The organism is Agrobacterium tumefaciens str. B6, assembly GCF_001541315.1.
GTDB lineage: Bacteria > Pseudomonadota > Alphaproteobacteria > Rhizobiales > Rhizobiaceae > Agrobacterium > Agrobacterium radiobacter.
The window spans coordinates 1-17,567 of record NZ_LMVK01000004.1 but is presented as its reverse complement, the minus strand read 5'-3'; the positions used below and the strand labels follow the sequence as shown (position 1 = coordinate 17,567).

Below are 17,567 nucleotides of genomic sequence, written 5' to 3'. Positions count from 1 at the left end.
TTATGGGACAGGCGGGGAGGGAGTCAATGTGGGAGCAGCGTGGGAGCAGTTTTATTTTGTTCTCCGGGTGTTCTCAAATGTTCCAAGCAGCCATTCCAGCTTTTCTGGGCTTTTTGAATTCCAGAGTGCGGTTTGGGACCAGAGGGTCGGGAGTTCGAATCTCTCCACTCCGACCATTTTAAAGCAAAACATCAGCTTTCCGGCGTAACCCTATCCTAAAGGTGACAATTTATTCTGCTGACGGACCGGCCAGTGTGCTCTCGGCCGTGCCGATCGTCATGACATTGCCACGCCAAGCGACCGCGCTGCCGATCCAGCTGCGGGCCCAGACGAGGGGCATGATCATATCCCTGCTGATCATGGCTGGCAGCGTGTAGAGCGAAACCGGCCAGCGGTTGAGGGCGGCAAGCACGAGTTCCGGTACGTACATGAGGGCGAGGACGGCAAAGGCGGTTGCGGTAAGGTTCACGTCCATCATGGCAGGGGCGGCGAGCGCGAAGAGAAGCGGGGGAAGCGTGCCGGTCAGGATTTCCGGTGCGAAATATTGCGGGAAGGTCACGCGTCGCAGCCGCGCCCAGCGGGTCTGGCGCGACCAGATTTCACCGGCATGGCGCTGGCCGAGCGGTTGCTCGAACGGGGCGGAGACCAGATGCACCCTGCGGCCGGCGCTTCTGACCAGCTTCGTCGAGGCGGCGTCTTCGGCGATTTCGGCGGCGAGTGCACGAATGCCGCCATTGTCCTCCAGGAACGGCTTGTTCCACAACATCGACTTGCCTTGCGCGAAACCCATGCCGATGGCTTCCGCCGCATATTGCCAGCGGCCCTGCGATCCGTTGAGGAAGGCGCATTCCACATGCGCCCAGAAACCCGCAGGCCGTGAACCGAGCGGCGGCGAGCAGACGAGCCCGCTGTCCTTCCGCCAGGCCGACATCATGGTGGCAATATAGGATTTCGGCATCAACACGTTCGAATCGGCGAGAATCACCCATTCATGCCGGGCGGCGCGCCAGCCCTTCACGCAATTGTTCAGCTTCGGATTGGCGCTGATGCGGTCGTCACCGATGAGCAATTGTGTGGAAACCGATGGAAAGGCGGCTTCAGCTTTGCGGACTTCCTCGATCACGGGATCGAATTCATCAGCGACGCAGAACAGCAGCTCGTAGTCGGTCCAGTTGAGCTGAAAGGCGCGCGATAGTGTCAGCGTCGTGAAGTTTTCCACGCCACGCAACGGCACCACAAGCGAGACAGGCGGTTTTTTCCGGACAAGATCGTTTTCCGCATCCCGTCTTGTCAGTCGCCAGCCGGCGAGAACGATGCCGAGAAGATTGAAGGCGAGGAGCAGGATTGCGCAAAGGGCAAAAACGGTTTCCATGCTGGCCAGTTCCACTCCCAAGCTTTCGGCGGTCCACCCGCCAATCGATTCCATGGAATTCGTCTCTGCCGATTATAACGTTTGCGTGACAGTTACATGTCATGATCGGACAGGCAGGGAGATCGAGCGGCGCATGAGAGGCGTCACGACGGCTGCGCTCAAAAGAAAAGCCCTCCGGATAGAAGGGCCCAATCGTCATGATGGTCGATGAATTTTAGTGGACGTTCAGGATATGGGCATGACTGCTTGCGACGAGAAACGATTCCCGTGCTTTCTCGATGTCGCATCTGCCGGCGATGGCATCGAGGCAGTTCCTGCGCGCTTCCTCATATTCCGGCCCATGTTCCTCGGGCCAGCGGTACATCAGCATATCAAGTGCCACCAGCGGGCTGTAGATTTCCACGGCCGCCGAAAGCGGCAGATGGATCGCCACCGGTTTCATCCACGCGGCGTGGTGACACGGCTCTGTTCTGTGAATCAGCATGTCATTTTCCTCCCTGTTTTACCTGGCTTGAAAGCCTCTCACACTCCCATGCGCGAAATGCCCGCCTCACGAAATGGTTCCCGATCACCTAAAATGTGATCGATCAGGGGGTTCCAATTTTCCAAGATGAATGGAAGATGAACAAATAGATGAACCGGAGATGAACAAAACCGCCGCTACGGCGTTGGTATGTTCATAAGAAGGAGAACACATATGTTTAATTTGTCAGGCATTCAGGAAAGCTTCTTCGGAGACCGCATGGCTGGCGTATGCGAGGCGATCACCTCGGCTCTGGCCTTCGAATCAGGGCTCGAAAAGTCGCGCATTTCCGCAAGTGTCGAAAATGATGTGATTTATCTGGAAGGTACGGCCGATTCGGTCGAGGCGATCGATATCGCCATCAATCTTGCCGCTTCCATTTCCAATTGCCGGATTCTGAGCCATATCGAGCCGGTTTACTGAATATTGTGCCAGCCGGGCGAAACCTCGTCCGGCTCATTCAGACGCAATAACGCGGCAATGTCATTTCCGGTTGCCGATTTGCGCGCTGCGGACCATATCGCCGGGCTTGATGCCAGAACGTTTCGCGGCGCCGCCATTCAGCTCAAGCACAAATTTTACGGGTCCGCGGGAGCTGATGATCGCTTCCGAATGCGGAACGGCGTTTTCGTGAATATGGGTGATTCGGCCATCGCTGCCGATGAACAGCATATCGAGCGGAATGAGGGTGTTGCGCATCCACATGGCGACAGCGCGCGCCTCACCGAAATCGAACAACATGCCGTTTTCAGACGGCATGGATTTACGGAACATCAGACCCTGCGCGCGCTGGGCGTCGTCCAGCGCCAGTTCGGCAACGAAGTCGTGCGTTTTCCCGGAAGCGGTTTCAATGGTGAGCGGCTCTGACGTGAAGGCCTGGCGTTCCTGAGTCTGCGCGGCACCGGCCAGCGTGAAAAAAAGAAGCGCCATAACGGCGCTTTTCACCATATGGCGCAGGGCGGACATCAATGCGACATCCCGATGGCAACCGGGTTGTCGGGATGGATTTCCGCCGCCATCAGGCCCTTGTCGCCATCGCCGAAGCGCACCAGAACCACCTGACCGGGACGAAGCTCCGTCAGGCCGAAACGGCGCAGCGTTTCCATATGCACGAAAATATCTTCCGTTCCTTCGCCACGCGTCAGGAAGCCGAAACCCTTGGTGCGGTTGAACCACTTGACGATGGCGCGCTCAAGCCCGCTCGACGGCGTCACCTGCACATGGGTGCGCACCGGGGGCAGCTGCGAGGGGTGAACGGCGGTCGACTGATCCATGGAGAGAATGCGGAAAGCCTGGAAACCGCGATCGCGCCGCTGGATGAGGGCGACGATGCGCGTGCCTTCGAGGATAGTCTGGTAACCGTCGCGGCGCAGGCAGGAGACGTGCAGCAGCACATCCTGCGTGCCGTTGTCAGGCACGATGAAGCCGAAACCCTTGGCGACATCGAACCACTTCACGACGCCGGTAATCTCGGTCAGGTCCACGGCATCGCCCGAAAGGTCCTCGACATCGACTATCGTTTTCGATGACATCCTATCAGCCATATCCTGCCAACCCCTCGATTACGCGCCATACACCGGTCAACTGATTCCTGTGCGCCAGATTAACATCTTGGTAACGGTTTCACGCAAGCCCTAGTTTTTGATTTACGCAGCTGCTTTTATGTCGCCGTCCTTGTCCGGGGCTTGCCATCACGCGTTTAACGGCTTCGGACCCGTGTAATGGAGAGGAATAAAATGCGGTATCTGCACACGATGGTTCGCGTCAAAGACCTTGGCGAATCACTTAAATTCTATGTCGACCTGCTCGGTCTTACGGAAATACGCCGAATCGAGAACGAAAAAGGCCGCTTCACTCTCGTGTTTCTTGCGGCGCGCGACGACATTGCTGCGGCGAAGGAAAACAAGGCGCCGTGCCTGGAGCTCACCTATAACTGGGACACCGAGGATTATACCGGCGGCCGCAATTTCGGCCATCTGGCATACGAGGTCGACAATATCTACGATTTCTGCGCCCGGCTGCAGGAGAACGGCATCGTCATCAACCGGCCGCCGCGCGACGGACATATGGCCTTCGTGCGTTCGCCTGACGGTATTTCCTTCGAAATTCTGCAGAAGGGCGAAAGCCTCGCACCAGCCGAACCGTGGATATCTATGCAGAATACCGGTTCCTGGTAGGGATTTTCCGGTGAGTAGCGGTGTTTTCGGGTGCTCTTGCCTTGTCCTGAGGGGATGAGGCATAGTCCGCGAATCGAAACGGCCAGTCCCGTTTTGGGGAAGCACACGATTCCGTTCCCGTGCTGCTGTTGGAAATGCAAGATACGGAGGCCAGCCATGAAAACTGTCGAAAGCGCGAAAAGACGCCTTGTCTGTCCGCGTCTTGTCATCGCGGTTTCGCTGCTTGGGCTTTCCGGATGTGTTTCGGCGGGGACCGACGACGAGATGGCCGCCGCTACCAAGAAGCCGGAAATTGCCGCCCAACAGAAGCCGCAAACAGCAGCCCCCGCCGCCGCCGGCCCGCAACCGGGACATTATGTGGCTCCCGCCGTGGCATCGGCGGCCGGCGCGGCTGCGCCTGCCCAGGCGCCGGGCGGCCCGGCGCAGGCTTATGGCGCCGCCGCCGATATTGGCGGATTGACGACGCAGCCCACGGCGATTTCCGCCGGGACGACAAGCATTTATTCCAATGGGGCGCCCGCCGGTGCTGCAGGTGCACCCGGCACGGCCGCCGCCACGGGCGCCCCCTCTCACAAAATCATTCCCGCGGTCAGCAGCGTCTATTCGGCGCCCATGCAGGCGGCGCAACCGCAGCCTCAGCCGGTATCAGCGCCGGTTCAGGTCCCGCCAGCCGGACAGGTGCCGGCGGAACAGCATAGCGAAAAACGTCAGCCGGTTCCTGTGCCCGCGCCGCAGTCCGCCTCGGAACAGCTCGCGGCTGTCGCGGCGCAGCCGGCCGTGGACGCTGCCAAGATGGTGGGCGAGGCGCAGGGAGGCGACGGTAAGGGCGTGACGCTTGCGGCATTTTTCGCCGGCGCGGCCAAGAAGCGCCTGCCCAAGATGATTGAAAGCGGCACGGCGGACAATACGCAGGTCGCATCATTGCCCGGAGCCGCGGACGGGACGATGGGCATTGCGCTTTCCGGCCGCTCTGTCATGTCCGACGAGTTTGATGATGCCCATCTCGATGAAGAGGATGACCAGCCGACAGGCCTGATGAAACTCGCCTCGCTCTCCGGCCTGAGCCGCGTCGCCCCGAACGGGCTTTTCCTGCAGACGGATCGCGTCGAAGTTGGCTGCTTCAAGCCGGAACTGGTGCGGATGATCAAGGATGTGGAGCGCCACTATAACAGCCCGGCGATCGTCACCTCGGGCTATCGTCCTCCAAAGGGCATAAGGCAGGGCTCCAAACACTATACCTGCGATGCCGCCGACATCCAGATCAAGGGCGTCTCCAAATGGGAGCTTGCGACCTATCTGCGTTCCCTGCCGGAGCGCGGCGGTGTGGGCACCTATTGCCATACCGAATCGGTCCATATGGACACGGGTGAGCCAAGAGACTGGAACTGGCGCTGCCGCCGTACCGCCCAGCGCAAATGATCTCTGGCCGGGTTTGTCGGAATATCAAACCCGATGCTTTCCGAGCCTGAAACTTTATGCCTGAGGACTGTTCCAAACGTTTTAGAGACGGTCCGGTCGTCCTGGGGGGGTGGTGTTTGAGCCGATAGCCCTGATTGTTGCTACGGCGGTGTGGGGGCCGGTTGCCTGATTGATGCGCGCAGCGGGTATTCTGAAACCAGGCTTGCCATGGATACAGCCTAAGACTGCAAACGCATCTTTTCCGCTCACATCAGAGTCCTGTCACTCGTGGTGATAACTCTTTGCAAAATATCAGAAAATGTAGATTTGAGGTGGTGAGAGCGCAGGGATTCGAACCCTGGACCTACTGATTAAAAGTCAGTGAGGTCTATCTATATGTAATTGTTTTTATTTTACTATTTTAAATGAAAATTTTAGTGTGCGTGGAAATGTGCGTGTGAGGATGCTAGGCGCGTCGCGTTTTTTGACTCTCGTTCACGGAAATGTGATGGCCGCTAGATAATGCAGATCAGCGGCATCTAGCGGTTTTTAGTCGAGACGGCAGCTTAAGTCTTCAACACCAGTTCGGCGTCACTCTCCAGATGCAGCAACTGATGCGGTTACTTCGGCGCTGTCGCAAATGCATGTGCTGTCCGGCTTTGGTTCCAAACGAGATTATCAATCACTTGTTTCTGGGCGATGCAATCTCCATTCACCGCTGCCAGTAACGTCTGAAGATCAAGGCTCCTTGCCAAAGGCGCGTTCGCACATGAGATCGCGAGGGAGTAGGGTATCTCTAGCATCGAAGCGACCTCACTGCGCTTCTCGCGATACATTGCGGCAGCAGCTCGATCCATAAGGTTGATTAAGACCGTGGCGTTCCATTCTCTGACTGTCTGAGTGGTTCCCCGCGCAGCACGTTCCAGCAAAGACCGTGCGAAATCAGGTTTTTCGTGAAGAGTCGCGGCCGATGACCATGCGAGCGCCGCCCTAAGTTTGACGGGCATACGCTCATCTTGAAGCCATTGTGACCGAACTCGCTCTTCAGAAGTCAGTATAGCATCTGCAACCATATTGACTATGGCATCTGCATCCTCTGAGCCGTACATCGAGCGGGATGCGACCGGCAGAAACAATTGCGCAGATGACAAAGCAAGACCCCGCAGTTCCCCAAGCACACCTGATGGGCTGGTGGACACGTGAAAAGCGAATTGAAGCATTAACGACCAGCGGGTGAGGCCATCTTGAAAGCGCTGACCGAATCTTGTCGCGGCAAAGGGCTGAAGGGTGTAAATGCGGACAGCTTTTTCCAGACGAGCAATCCGGATTGCCGCATCGCGTCCCATTTCACTGCCTTTAATTTTAGATAGTTCCACCTGTGAACATGCAGCCCAGTACGCAATGTCCTTACCTGCGCGAATTGTGTCGATGTTCTCGAAAAGAGCTTTCTCGGGTCGGCGTGTCCCTAGAATCTCATCGAAGACTGCGAGAGAAAATTCGAGGGCGGTGCGTCTCGATTCACCTTCGATATGCTCCATGGCGAACCGATGCCGGATTTCCGGTGTGTCGACGAACGACGGGTCAAATAGATTCCAGTGTTCTGTCGGTGTAGCGTCTAACCTAGCCGCTGTGCGCAACGCATCTTCCAGCTTTGCGACGACGGCATCGCGCTGCGTTTCAAAGGCCGGAACCTCTGATTCCAAACGTCTTATCTCGTCGGCTGCATAGCGCGCCCCGCCTGTCGCCTGTTCTGGCGCGTGCCGGAGAGTTTCCTGGCGCCGCCGAGCTTCGGCAGCGCGATCTTTTTGGCGATACCAAGCGTGCACGCACTCTTTGAGCGTCAATGCACTGACCTGTCTTCTGCCTTCATCTGGGACACTGCGTTCTACGAGAATTGCGTCTACTGACGATGCAGACCAACTTTCACCATCGTCACGCGCATTTTGAAGCCTGCCTAGCCCGAGACCGATGATAAATGGCACCCTGCTGTCCAAGGCTTTTAGGGCTATATCTTCTTCCCATATACAAGCTTCGCCCAAAGCAGCGACAACGGGAAGGAGCAATCCACGATCAGCAGATTCTTTTGTGAGCCATTGCAAGTGATCAGGTGCGCAACGCAGAAACAGTCGGGCGATAAAACCCAATCCGTAACCAGCGAAGATAATGGGCCTTGGTGGGTGGCGTGCCCAATCGTAGGCGTACTTTAGGTGGTTCCAGTCACTAACCGAAATGGATTGCGTTTCATAAATGAGCGAATCGTCGTGGCTGTCACCGGCGATTCTGCTTTGAGCAACTTCAAGCGCCTCAATTATTATCTTATGCCTCGCGGTTTTCGAAAACGAGTGGCCGAATAACATCCGGCCAACACCATGTTCAAATTCCGTCAGAGACAGATGGCATCTGGCCGTCAGTTCCCCGATTCCAATTAATATTCGCCCATGAGGCGGCCACTGTTGCGCGTGGATTCGCTTGCTGATTAGACTACCAAGCAATTCTCCATTGCACTTCCAGAGTTCGCCGTGAGGGGTTACCGGCAGTAGCCCTTGGAGACGCGCGGTTTTGAGAATGTTGCGAGCACATGTTTTATCGTCGGCATCGATCAACCAAGCTAAAGCGGCGAGGACACCGGCCACACGGAGCGGAGTGGGTTTAACTGTTCTCATGATGTGGCCATTGGAAAGTCACTTCAGGTTTCGTCGAACCTGAAATATCACGACCCTGTACAAGTCCAACAATGTAGTGTGCTGCATCCCGCGCTGCAGCAGGATCCAGTTTCGATATGCAAAACGGCCAATTGCCCGCCATGCGGTTCAGGCTATTGGATAGAAGGTATACTTCCTGTTCTCCCTCGTGGGGCGACAGTAAAAGATATCGATCATGAAAGGCTTGCTTTCCCCCGTCCGTCAGATTGACCACACGCAATGCGGTGATGGCGCTTTGCTCTGGGTGATGGCGAACCTCTTCGAGCATCTTTTGCAAGTCCGCAAGGAGGCCTTCTTTTGCTTGGTTTGTTTCCGGATCGATGGCGGACAAACTCATGACAACGGTCAGCTTTACGTCAAGGCTTTCGAGGCGGGCGATGACGCGCCGGAGCGTATCGACACCAAAAAATGGATCAACGATGACAGCGGAGCTTATCCGGCCTCCATCTAGCATCGTGTTCAAATGTCGGATAACCTCAATTTCGCTCGCGATCCCCCTCGGGAACCAACGATCCCCCGTGGAGACCGGCGCCAGTCGACGCACAAGACTTCTGGCTTTTGAGAAATGAGCGTCAAAAGCAACGCTACTTACGCCAACAAATGAGCGCGTGGTTGACCTCGGCGTGACCGTCTTTGCCTTTGCCAGTAAATTTTTTCCTACACCCTTTGCGGAGGCTGCTAGATTATCGTTGATGGAGTAAGTCTGTCCCATGGCGGAAAGATTAAAGCCGAACTTCAGCAGTAGGGGGCAGCCTTCTCTGAAGATAAGGCTGCCAGTCTTGTCGAAAACGCTGACGCGGTATTCATCGAAGGGCACAGCATCCACAGTTTGGCTGGTATGGCCGCTGAGTGTCAATAGTGCGGAGTATGCAGGTTCGCTATCGATCAACAACTCAACAAGGACGGCTATCGCACCGTCGATGCTGCCACGAGGTATGAGAGTGAAGCGGTTGGGATGAACCGTTAGGTCCGCACCCTGATCTCGCTCAACCTCGAAACCGACTGATGCAAATACTTCGGTTGCCTGAACGTCCCCAAAAACCAGAAAAGCGCCTAGACGGTCAGGGTGCTTTCTGAAGTCTTCCCCGAAAAGAGATTTCAGAGCTTCTATGGCGTTAAGCCATATTGCGTCCGCAAAATCGGGAAAATCCCCAGCAGTATATGTGATTGTCGGACTAGCTGACTTCCCAAATCCGTCGAGCAGTCTATGTCGCTGGCCAGTCATTAAGATGGTAGGGCCACTGTATGCAGAAAGATCAAGAGAAAACTTTGTTTCAAGCTTCAGCGCGATTTCTGAAGCAGCATCACGAGCTAATAAAGCTTGGATGATATGAAGCTTCGTGCCCCCTAACTCTATCTCGGAATGATGAAGTTCCGGCGGTAAAATCGCCCAAGGCTCCGCGTGGCAAACGAGGCACCCATGGATAAGTTGTCCGTTTTCGTTGGATGCTACGCAAAGCCAATACTGTGAACTTGAAGCCATATCACCGCTCATCTTTAATAGCTTTCAGCGCATTCCATTCTCATGATTATACATCCGCGATGCCTAGTGCTCTCCAAATTCAATTTGCTGGCCGCCGTAGGCAATACGAAGGACAACCACATTGTCGTCATCTACTATGAACGCCACGCTGACGCGATTTTCGAATCCAATAATCCGCAAACCATCACGAATATCGCTTCGAACGGTGCCACGCTCTGGGAATGTTTCGAAGGACGCAAGAAATCCCGTAATGCGGTCAACATAGCGTCGACCCACCTCTCGTGAGGCGGATTTCTCACTGATGAAGGCATAAATGCGCAGTAGGTCGCTTTCCGCCTCCGGACTAAGGCGAACAATATAATGCTTCACTACTATTTGCTCTCGGGATTGGCCATTTTGGCATTCAAACGCTTCATTACGTCGTCCAAGGGCGATGCGCTGGACGGATCAGCTTTATAAGCGTCGTATGCTTTCGCTACGTCGTCATTTAGCCAGCGCTCTACAGCAGCATCGCGCGCAGCGAGGGTGCGCAGGCCATCGCGAATGACTTCGCTTTCCGTTGCGTATTCGCCGGATGCCACCTTCGCCTTGACCATTTCGGCCATGTCGATAGGGAGGGTGATGCTAAGAGATTGGGTGGTGCGCATTGTCGTCACTTTCGTTTCCTCACCCTTATAGCACGCGACACGATTTAATCCTACACTTTTACTGACGACAGAATTACCGATCTGGAACACAAAAAGCCCAGACATGCCGTCCGGGCCTCTCGTTATGACGAAACGCTGCCTTTTATTCGGTGCGGTCTCGTCCACGCAGTAACAATGGAAGCCAGCCCTTGCCCGCAAGGTGCTTCTCAGTTTCCTGTACCGCCTCGGCTTTCGGGGCCTTTTCAACGGCCCGCACCAGTTGGGAAGCGCATCCCGCGTCCTCCAACACCTCGGCAATACCTGCCTTCGATAACCGGTTGAGGAATGTGGCATCGGCTGTCCAGTGATGGCGCATGTCGAGATCAACCGCCTCGGCAATCCGGTCGGCGTTCGCCAGCCGCCCTTTGCTCTGGTCATGTTTGACTTTGACACCGTTTAAATTTGCGGCGGCCACGAATGCCAGCAGTTCCAGCAGCGTGTCGGTGGGCTGATCGAGCAACCATGTCCACAGGTCGGCAGGCTGGCCGGGGAGGGTGTCGCCCCATGCCTCTTTCATCGTTTGCCATGCCGCAAGGGGACGTGCCTCCGCTGGCTCCTTGATGGATGGGGCAAGTTCGCGGCGCTGGCCGCTCACTTCCACGGCCGCCTCGACAGAGGTATAGCTCTCAAGGAAGATACGGCCTACCAATGGGTAAAGCAAAGCTGCGAGGGCAATGGCGGGCCGGTTCGCGAGTTCCACCCGCATCGCGGCGGTGCGGATGGCGGTCAGTTCCTCTACCAATGCGGCAGAATAGCCTGCATCCGGTTGCTGTGGTGCGGGCGAAGCGGCAACCATGCCGCCGTCACTCTCGTGTCCCGCGTCCTCGGTGTCGCCACGGCGAAGCTGTTCGAGCGCTGCCTTGTCCTCGGCCTTCACATAGCCCCGTCCGATCTGCATCGCGCCGAATTGGTCGATATACACAAGGCATCCTGCCAAGGCTTGCTCCTGCGGGTCGTAGGATTTGGTGACGTTCTGGATGACGGCGATGCGCTGTTCGATTTCGGCCAAACGTTGTTCCTCGGCTTCAATAGTGGGGTCGCCTTCGTCAAAGGCTTCAATCCCTGCCTGTATCTCATCGAAGCGTTCTCCGAGCGCCGAAAGCTCGGCCTGCTCGTCCTCGGTCAGTTCGCGGGTGTGCGGATAAATCCGCCCAAAACCGCCGCCATACATGACCGAGGCATCGAGGGAGGTCTGCACCCAACCCCACCCCTCGGCTTTGAGAGGCTCCACGGCCTGCTCAAGAACACCCATGGCAAGCTTGGTCAGTAACGGTTGGTCGGTCAGGAACGTGCTGCTGTCCGCGTTAAACAGGTCACGCAAAACGGTTCCCCCTGCCGCTTCGTAAACCTCCAACCCTACAAAGCGGGCAAGTCGGTCGGTGCTGCGCACATGCTCGCTGGTCAACATGGCATGGAGGGTACGCGGGTCACGGTTAAATGGGCTTTCAAACCACACCCTTTCCTGTTCGTCATGGCTATCGCTGATGGCGAGTGCCTTTGCCTGCTCGATACCCATCCCGTCCTCTCGCATCACCTCCAGCACCTTCGGGGAGAGGTTCGCCAGTTTCAACCGTTGGCGCACGGTGATGACGGATTGACCGAACCTCGCCGCAATGGTCTCGGCTGCCATGCCGTCTTCGGCCAGCTGGCGATATGAGAGAATCTCATCAACGATGTGCATGGCCTCACGCTGTACGTTTTCGGCCAGCGACAACTCGGTATCGCTTTCGGCATCGCGGACGTTGCACGGAATGTCGGCGTTTCCTGCCAAGCGGCCTTCTTTTGCCAGAAGGCGCAATGCGGCCAGTCGGCGCGAACCTGCCACGACCTCATATCTACCCTTCTTGCCCTTGCGCACGGTCAGGTTATGAATAAGCCCATGCGCTTCGATGCTGTCCGCCAGTTCCGATATGCCCACGACGGCATTGACGCGCCGGACGTTGGCCGCACTTGGCACCAGCCGGTTGAGGGCGATGGCTTCCACGGCATGCTGGATGGCCACGGTGGGTTCTGCCACGGTCAGGATGTTGATGGTATCTTGCTGCTGAACGGTCATGTTCATGGTCTTTGTCCTTTGGTTTGATTGACTTCGTAGGACAGGGAAATAGGACCCCGTCCTGCTTCCCGGGGCCGCGCGAGCGGTGGGGCTGGAAGGGGACAACAGGGATTCGCGGGGAACCGGCTGCACGGGAACGCAGTGGAGGAAGCTGGGCGGAAGACCTGTTTGGGGGAGAGAAGGGGCAACGCCCCTCGGCCCCCATAAAAGGCACATTGTGCCGTAGAGAACCTTATTTGTTGGCATGTCTCGGACCGGGTCGGATCGCTCCGAGTTGTGGGCGCTACGTTCACCTTCCCAGCCGCTCGACATCCCAGGGCCACGCGTGGCCGTTCCAGAGAACGGTTACCTAGGTGCCAGAAAACCTCCGGTTACAGGCGTGCGTTCACGCCACCATCCACCACAACCATATCCACACTGCCGTATCAGGCTCACAATAACCCAAAATCAATTCTGCCAAAGTCGTACTAGACTGGCGACAGGTGCAGATTTGCAGGTTGCCGTTTCAATCAGGGTCATTAACTTTCAGCGCGTGTCAGAAGGAGAGCCCCATGCGCAAAGACGAGATAGCTGATTTTGTAGACGAGATAATCGCGACCGGATGCCCGATATGTGCCATCGGCGATGACCTTTATGTTTTGGGGGAAATTGATGTAGCTGAGGAGCACATGGAACGTGTATCCGGTGAGGTGCACGAAATCAGTAAGCGATACGGAGAGCGGGATCACCTCCGAATGGAGATCGCCGCATATCTGCGCTCGATCGGCCGCTATTTTGAACTAGATGTGAGAACGATCAACTAAGGGACGTGGACCTCGCGCATGTAAGGGGACGGTTCCCGAAGCCCCTGCTATCCCGACAGCGCAGATCCTATGTCTGCACTGTGAACCGAACGTTCTGAACAAAAATTCGATTCTGCCGAAGTCGTGCAAAGGAAAAACATAATTATCAGCCGGACACGTTGCGCGCGCCGCGTAGCCAGCGAAGACGTGGCCGTGAAATGAAGAATATCGGAGAAATCAGCATAGCGCCGCGATGACGCGGGATTTCGGGAATTCTCGTCACGCTAAGCGCGGAAGGAGTGCAGCCGCAGGAGACTCAACAGCGTGGTCCGGAGGAGAGGCGGGACCGACTGCACCCGCGTGTGCGTTCCGTAACGGGTGGGGAGGGAGCGCGAGGGGCAGGGTTTCAGGGTGCCCCTCGTTCCTGTCACGCGCTGCTCGCTGCGGCACGGGACAGGCACGCTATGACGGAAGACGTCAATATGACGCCTTCCTATGCTCGCATTCGGTTGATCGGCCTAATATTCCTCAGCCAACATGATGGTAAGTACCCGCTTGGTGACAGCGGGGTTTTCAGGGGCTTCCGAACCGTATTGCAGGGTCGGGTCGTAATAGTCGATTTTCCAGAATACCTTATGCCCCTCAATGGTCACGGCGCCGAAATCATGTTCTCCGTGGGGATCGTTGTCCGGCGTGAAGGCATCGAAGCCTTGCACGGCCTCGGCAATACTGGATTGCGTGCTATCTGGCAGGTTTTGAATGCCGGAGGTCAGAAGCACCTTGCCTGTGAGCCAAGTGGTGCGGAAGACGTCATTCAGTTCACGGATACGGCGGGTTTGCGCGGTTGTCATGGGTTTGTCCCTTGTCTTGATTGAAATGGACAGGGAAACAGGCCCCGTCCTGCTTCCCGGGGCCGCGCGAGCGGTGGGGCTGGAAGGGGACAACAGGGATTCGCGGGGAACCGGCTGCACGGAACGCAGTGGAGGAAGCTGGGCGGAAAACCTGTTTGGGGGAGAGAAGGGGCAAAGCCCCTCGGCCCCCCCCACAAGAGGCACGTCGTGCCGTAAAGACCGTACTTGTTGGCCTGTCGTGGACAATGAAGAGAATCGGAGAAATCAGTATCGCGCCGCCACAGGCGGGATTTCGGGCATTCTCATCACGCTAAGGGCGGAAGGAGTGCAGACGCAGGAGCCTCAACGAAGTGGTCCGTGGGAGAGGCGGGAGCGACTTCACCCCCCCGTGCGTTCCGTATGAAGAGTGGGCAGCTACAACATGATTCATAACCGCGCATTTCTCTCGGTGGGCATTCCTTGCCGAAATCCGCCCAGCAATGAAGGTTCCTAGAAATGGGGCGCGCATAAGCCACAATTCCGATTATGCTTGAACTACCGGGATGAAGTGAACGACACGGGCCAACGGCGAACCTTTGCCCGTCGCTCTTCATGCATGCCGCCATTGCAAAACAGCACACCACACGCCTATGGTCACGAAAAAGGTGCTTAGGGTGATGGTGTGGGTAAGAAAGACGACGATTTAGGGTTTTGGGCAGGTTGGTTTGCTGCATTCGGCATAGTTGCTGTTTTTTTTATCTACACCGTGTTGCAAGCTCCGACAATGAGAGGCCTCGCGTGCGCTCCCGATGAGCAAAACTGCTACAGGGAATGGGTTTCGGCGCTTGGAGGGTGGACGGCTGTTGTGGTCGCAGTACCCACGATAATCTATCTTGCCCGACAAATACGGGACGCAGATAGGCACCACCGGAAAAGCGCGGCCCTTAATCTTAGACGCCTTCGTGCTCTCGCAGTCAACATCGAGCAAAACAGCAAGATGTCGTCCGGAATAGCATACACTTACATGGTGTTTTTCTCCGGATCTAAGGGCAATAGTGCCATAAGGCTCAACAAGCGCACCGACATTGTCAGGGTTCTTAACGGAGCTTTGGATTTGTTCGCAGATAGAAACTATGAAGCATTTGAAACGGAAATATATCTTCCTATGGACCACGCCACGTTTCTTCGCGCCCAACTGGAGAAGATTCGAACTGAGGTCGATGAAGCACCGGAAGTGCTCGATGGTGTCCATGCGCAGGAAATTGCCCAAAAGCTTCATGAGTTCCACGCTCTGGTTAAAAATTACATGGATGACATTGCACTCAACGCTGCGCGGTTTTTGCGCGACACGAGCGACTACGCTTCACTGCGAGACTGAAGCGCTCAGACCAGATCCTCCCCTTCGGGAGGTTCATGCAAGTTCAGCCTCAGCCGTAAACAGTGAAAAATATCGGAGAAATCAGCATACCGCCGCGATTGTGCGGGATTTCGGGCATTCTCGTCACGCTAAGGGCGGAACGAGTGCAGCCGCAGGAGCCTCAACAGTTTGGTCCGAAGGAGAGGCGGGACCGACTGCACCCGCCCGTGCGTTCCGTATGGGCGGAGCTTAGTACGAAGCCCCATATATCTGCATTCTCTAAAATTGCAGCGGTTGGGTTAGCCGAACCTACATGGCATCCCCTGTATTCGATACGGATAGGGGAGACAGCTTTCATGTCCAAGGTTGTTCGGTTGGAATCTCGACGCAAGGCGCAGCCGGTTTCAGAAGGCTCATTTGCCAAGTTGGTTGCCTTTAGCATGCTGGCGAGCTTTGTCGTCGGCGCGGGCGCGTCGTATTTCCTCATGGGTGAAAATGCCGTTCCTGCGCAAGCTTCCGTTCCGAAAGAGCGCAGTGTTTCAATTATTAGGGGAGACCAGCAAACGGCAACGGCGATCGCCACCTATAACTATTGCGCAGGGAGTGTCCGCGTTAACTGCGTCGTGGATGGCGATACCATCTGGAGCAATGGAGTCAAAATTCGTGTTGCCGACATTGACGCGCCCGAAATCGGCACGCCCCGCTGTGCATCTGAAAGGTCGCTGGGGGATCGCGCGACGAGGCGGTTGTTGGAGCTGGTCAATGCCGGTCCCTTTGAGATGCAGTCATGGCCGGGACGTGACGAAGACAAGTACGGGCGTAAACTCAGGGTACTCATCCGGGATGGTCGGTCTCTTGGCGACATTCTTGTGTCGGAAGGGCTGGCGCGGACGTGGATGGGACGACGGCAGCCGTGGTGCTAATCTATTGACTCAGATTCACCACACGGGCAGGATGTACTTGGCCTGACGCACAGGCCGGTGTGCCCATCTCGCGAAGCCTTGCAGTGCGTTTTATAGATCAAGACTGACACCGTTCCTTTGGACGGGTCCGGTCGGCAGTGGGCACCCGGTTGGATTCCGTTACAACAAGGAATGGATATCATGGCCATCGACACCCTCAATACGCTTAAGATTGCCGCCAAGAGGCTGGCACGGAAGCGTTCTATCAAACACATTAACGCCTTGGAAATCGTCGCAGTTGCCTTGGGACAACCCCATTGGTGCGGACTTGCTGAAGCCTATAAGCACGGCTGGAGGCCGACGCCCGCGCAGATGGACAAACTGCCGGATCTTCTTTCGGAATCCGCAGACCCAATTGACTTCAGCGTGTACGGTAACGCGCTTATTTTTACCCACTGGGTTCCTGAGGATGCAAAACCCATGGAGGCCGATGAGCTTCATGGCGAACTGGACGGCCACAGATTCTATTTGGCTGGGGATGAGTTCGAGGTTGCCTTCGGCTCGCAAGGCTGGGAGATCGTTCTTGACCAAGCGCCTTCGGCCAAACCGCAACTCAAACGTCTGGGCCGGCGCGTGAAATCCGTGGCTGCTCTTGACCCTGCCTTTATCGAGCGGGCCACCCGATTGCTGAAGATGCGTGCCGGCCGCATGTATGCGGCCGTCTCGGCCGACTGGCCACGCCGCTCAACCATGCCTGACCAAGTGGGCAGGGCGTCTCATCCCCTAGGTCGTGGATTATCGGCCGAGTGGCATTGCCTGCATTGTGACGCTGTACATGATGGGCACGCTATGGCCAAAAATCTTTGGCATTGCACCGCTTGCGGGGCATCACCGATAGACATGTTCCCAACACCATTCTGGAATGGCGTTGAACAGCCTGCTTAACTAGGCGGTAAACTCATAAATTCTCTTGGCGCATTGCGTTCCGCGTGATTCAAGGCTTCCGAATTAGGAGCTATGATGACACGCCGCCGCTACGAACTCACCGACCACGAGTGGTCAATCATTTCGTCCCTACTGCCGAACAAGCGTAAGCGGCAAGCTGAGACCGTTCAGCGCGTGTAATTCCACGGCATGAGTGCATCGAGATCGCTGCTGGGCCAACCATTGGCTATGCGCTCGAGTGTCTGGGTGAGCCAGGCCTGCGGATCGACATTGTTCATTTTCGCTGTTTGAAGGAGCGTGGCGATTGTTGCCCAGGTCCTTCCACCGCCATCGCTGCCGGCGAAGAGGCTATTC

Annotated in this window: 18 protein-coding genes; 7 read left to right on the top strand and 11 right to left on the bottom strand. The window is 56.4% G+C overall.

Annotation, left to right across the window (positions count from 1 at the left end):
* Positions 1 to 229 precede the first annotated feature (229 nt).
* Both ASB65_RS04925 and ASB65_RS04920 read right to left on the bottom strand, forming a co-directional pair.
* A complete protein-coding gene (locus ASB65_RS04925; protein ID WP_060723289.1) occupies positions 230 to 1,372 on the bottom strand; it encodes a ceramide glucosyltransferase in 1,143 nt (380 codons plus the stop codon).
* A gap of 214 nt (positions 1,373 to 1,586) precedes the next feature.
* Positions 1,587 to 1,856: a DUF982 domain-containing protein gene (locus tag ASB65_RS04920; protein ID WP_035213169.1), complete on the bottom strand. Its 270-nt coding sequence runs from the start codon at positions 1,854 to 1,856 to the stop codon at positions 1,587 to 1,589.
* 213 nt (positions 1,857 to 2,069) lie between these two features.
* Between ASB65_RS04920 and ASB65_RS04915 the strand changes: the two genes are divergently transcribed.
* Complete coding sequence (locus ASB65_RS04915) at positions 2,070 to 2,318, top strand: BON domain-containing protein (protein WP_003507987.1); 249 nt, start codon at positions 2,070 to 2,072, stop codon at positions 2,316 to 2,318.
* Between the two features lie 60 nt (positions 2,319 to 2,378).
* Here the strand turns inward: ASB65_RS04915 and ASB65_RS04910 are convergent, their stop codons facing one another.
* Together ASB65_RS04910 and ASB65_RS04905 are read right to left on the bottom strand one after the other, a co-directional pair.
* On the bottom strand, positions 2,379 to 2,861 hold the full coding sequence (locus ASB65_RS04910) for a DUF192 domain-containing protein (protein ID WP_060723180.1): 483 nt from the start codon (positions 2,859 to 2,861) through the stop codon (positions 2,379 to 2,381).
* Positions 2,861 to 3,439: a cold-shock protein gene (locus ASB65_RS04905; RefSeq protein WP_035213171.1), complete on the bottom strand. Its 579-nt coding sequence runs from the start codon at positions 3,437 to 3,439 to the stop codon at positions 2,861 to 2,863. The genes ASB65_RS04910 and ASB65_RS04905 overlap by 1 nt, the downstream gene beginning before the upstream one ends.
* 192 nt (positions 3,440 to 3,631) lie before the next feature.
* Between ASB65_RS04905 and ASB65_RS04900 the strand changes: the two genes are divergently transcribed.
* Positions 3,632 to 4,072, top strand: coding sequence for a VOC family protein (locus ASB65_RS04900; RefSeq protein ID WP_020809227.1), 441 nt, complete (start codon positions 3,632 to 3,634; stop codon positions 4,070 to 4,072).
* Between the two features lie 156 nt (positions 4,073 to 4,228).
* On the top strand, positions 4,229 to 5,491 hold the full coding sequence (locus ASB65_RS04895; RefSeq protein WP_060723179.1) for a YcbK family protein: 1,263 nt from the start codon (positions 4,229 to 4,231) through the stop codon (positions 5,489 to 5,491).
* A gap of 599 nt (positions 5,492 to 6,090) precedes the next feature.
* Here ASB65_RS04895 and ASB65_RS04890 read toward each other — a convergent pair.
* The 5 genes from ASB65_RS04890 to ASB65_RS04870 all read right to left on the bottom strand — a co-directional run bounded on the left by ASB65_RS04890 (position 6,091) and on the right by ASB65_RS04870 (position 12,403).
* A complete protein-coding gene (locus ASB65_RS04890; protein WP_065695025.1) occupies positions 6,091 to 8,133 on the bottom strand; it encodes a hypothetical protein in 2,043 nt (680 codons plus the stop codon).
* Positions 8,120 to 9,667, bottom strand: a complete 1,548-nt coding sequence (locus tag ASB65_RS04885; RefSeq protein WP_236734542.1) for a VPA1262 family N-terminal domain-containing protein — start codon at positions 9,665 to 9,667, stop codon at positions 8,120 to 8,122. The genes ASB65_RS04890 and ASB65_RS04885 overlap by 14 nt, the downstream gene beginning before the upstream one ends.
* A gap of 51 nt (positions 9,668 to 9,718) precedes the next feature.
* Positions 9,719 to 10,024 carry a type II toxin-antitoxin system RelE/ParE family toxin gene (locus tag ASB65_RS27045; RefSeq protein WP_080868438.1) on the bottom strand — a complete coding sequence of 102 codons (306 nt, stop codon included), beginning with the start codon at positions 10,022 to 10,024 and terminating at the stop codon, positions 9,719 to 9,721.
* Positions 10,025 to 10,026: 2 nt separating this feature from the next.
* The gene (locus ASB65_RS04875) at positions 10,027 to 10,302 is read right to left on the bottom strand and encodes a ribbon-helix-helix domain-containing protein (RefSeq protein ID WP_060723287.1); all 276 of its coding nucleotides are present in this window, start codon (positions 10,300 to 10,302) and stop codon (positions 10,027 to 10,029) included.
* A 142-nt stretch (positions 10,303 to 10,444) separates the two neighbouring features.
* Positions 10,445 to 12,403, bottom strand: a complete 1,959-nt coding sequence (locus ASB65_RS04870) for a ParB/RepB/Spo0J family partition protein (protein WP_060723176.1) — start codon at positions 12,401 to 12,403, stop codon at positions 10,445 to 10,447.
* Positions 12,404 to 12,948: 545 nt separating this feature from the next.
* On the opposite strand from ASB65_RS04870, the gene ASB65_RS04865 reads away from it, so the two are divergent.
* Positions 12,949 to 13,200: a hypothetical protein gene (locus ASB65_RS04865; RefSeq protein ID WP_060723175.1), complete on the top strand. Its 252-nt coding sequence runs from the start codon at positions 12,949 to 12,951 to the stop codon at positions 13,198 to 13,200.
* Between the two features lie 497 nt (positions 13,201 to 13,697).
* Here ASB65_RS04865 and ASB65_RS04860 read toward each other — a convergent pair whose 3' ends face one another.
* Complete coding sequence (locus tag ASB65_RS04860) at positions 13,698 to 14,030, bottom strand: DUF3768 domain-containing protein (protein WP_060723174.1); 333 nt, start codon at positions 14,028 to 14,030, stop codon at positions 13,698 to 13,700.
* 661 nt (positions 14,031 to 14,691) lie between these two features.
* Here ASB65_RS04860 and ASB65_RS04855 point away from each other — a divergent pair.
* The 3 genes from ASB65_RS04855 (at position 14,692) to ASB65_RS04845 (ending at position 17,213) form a co-directional block, all read left to right on the top strand.
* Positions 14,692 to 15,387 (top strand): hypothetical protein, encoded by a 696-nt coding sequence (locus ASB65_RS04855; protein WP_060723173.1) that lies wholly within the window; start codon positions 14,692 to 14,694, stop codon positions 15,385 to 15,387.
* 335 nt (positions 15,388 to 15,722) lie between these two features.
* On the top strand, positions 15,723 to 16,289 hold the full coding sequence (locus ASB65_RS04850) for a thermonuclease family protein (protein WP_060723286.1): 567 nt from the start codon (positions 15,723 to 15,725) through the stop codon (positions 16,287 to 16,289).
* A gap of 180 nt (positions 16,290 to 16,469) precedes the next feature.
* Positions 16,470 to 17,213 carry a hypothetical protein gene (locus ASB65_RS04845; protein WP_139786507.1) on the top strand — a complete coding sequence of 248 codons (744 nt, stop codon included), beginning with the start codon at positions 16,470 to 16,472 and terminating at the stop codon, positions 17,211 to 17,213.
* 167 nt (positions 17,214 to 17,380) lie between these two features.
* On the opposite strand, the gene ASB65_RS04840 is transcribed toward ASB65_RS04845, so the two are convergent.
* On the bottom strand, positions 17,381 to 17,567 hold a 187-nt coding region (locus ASB65_RS04840; protein WP_162266768.1), incomplete at its 5' end, for a transposase domain-containing protein.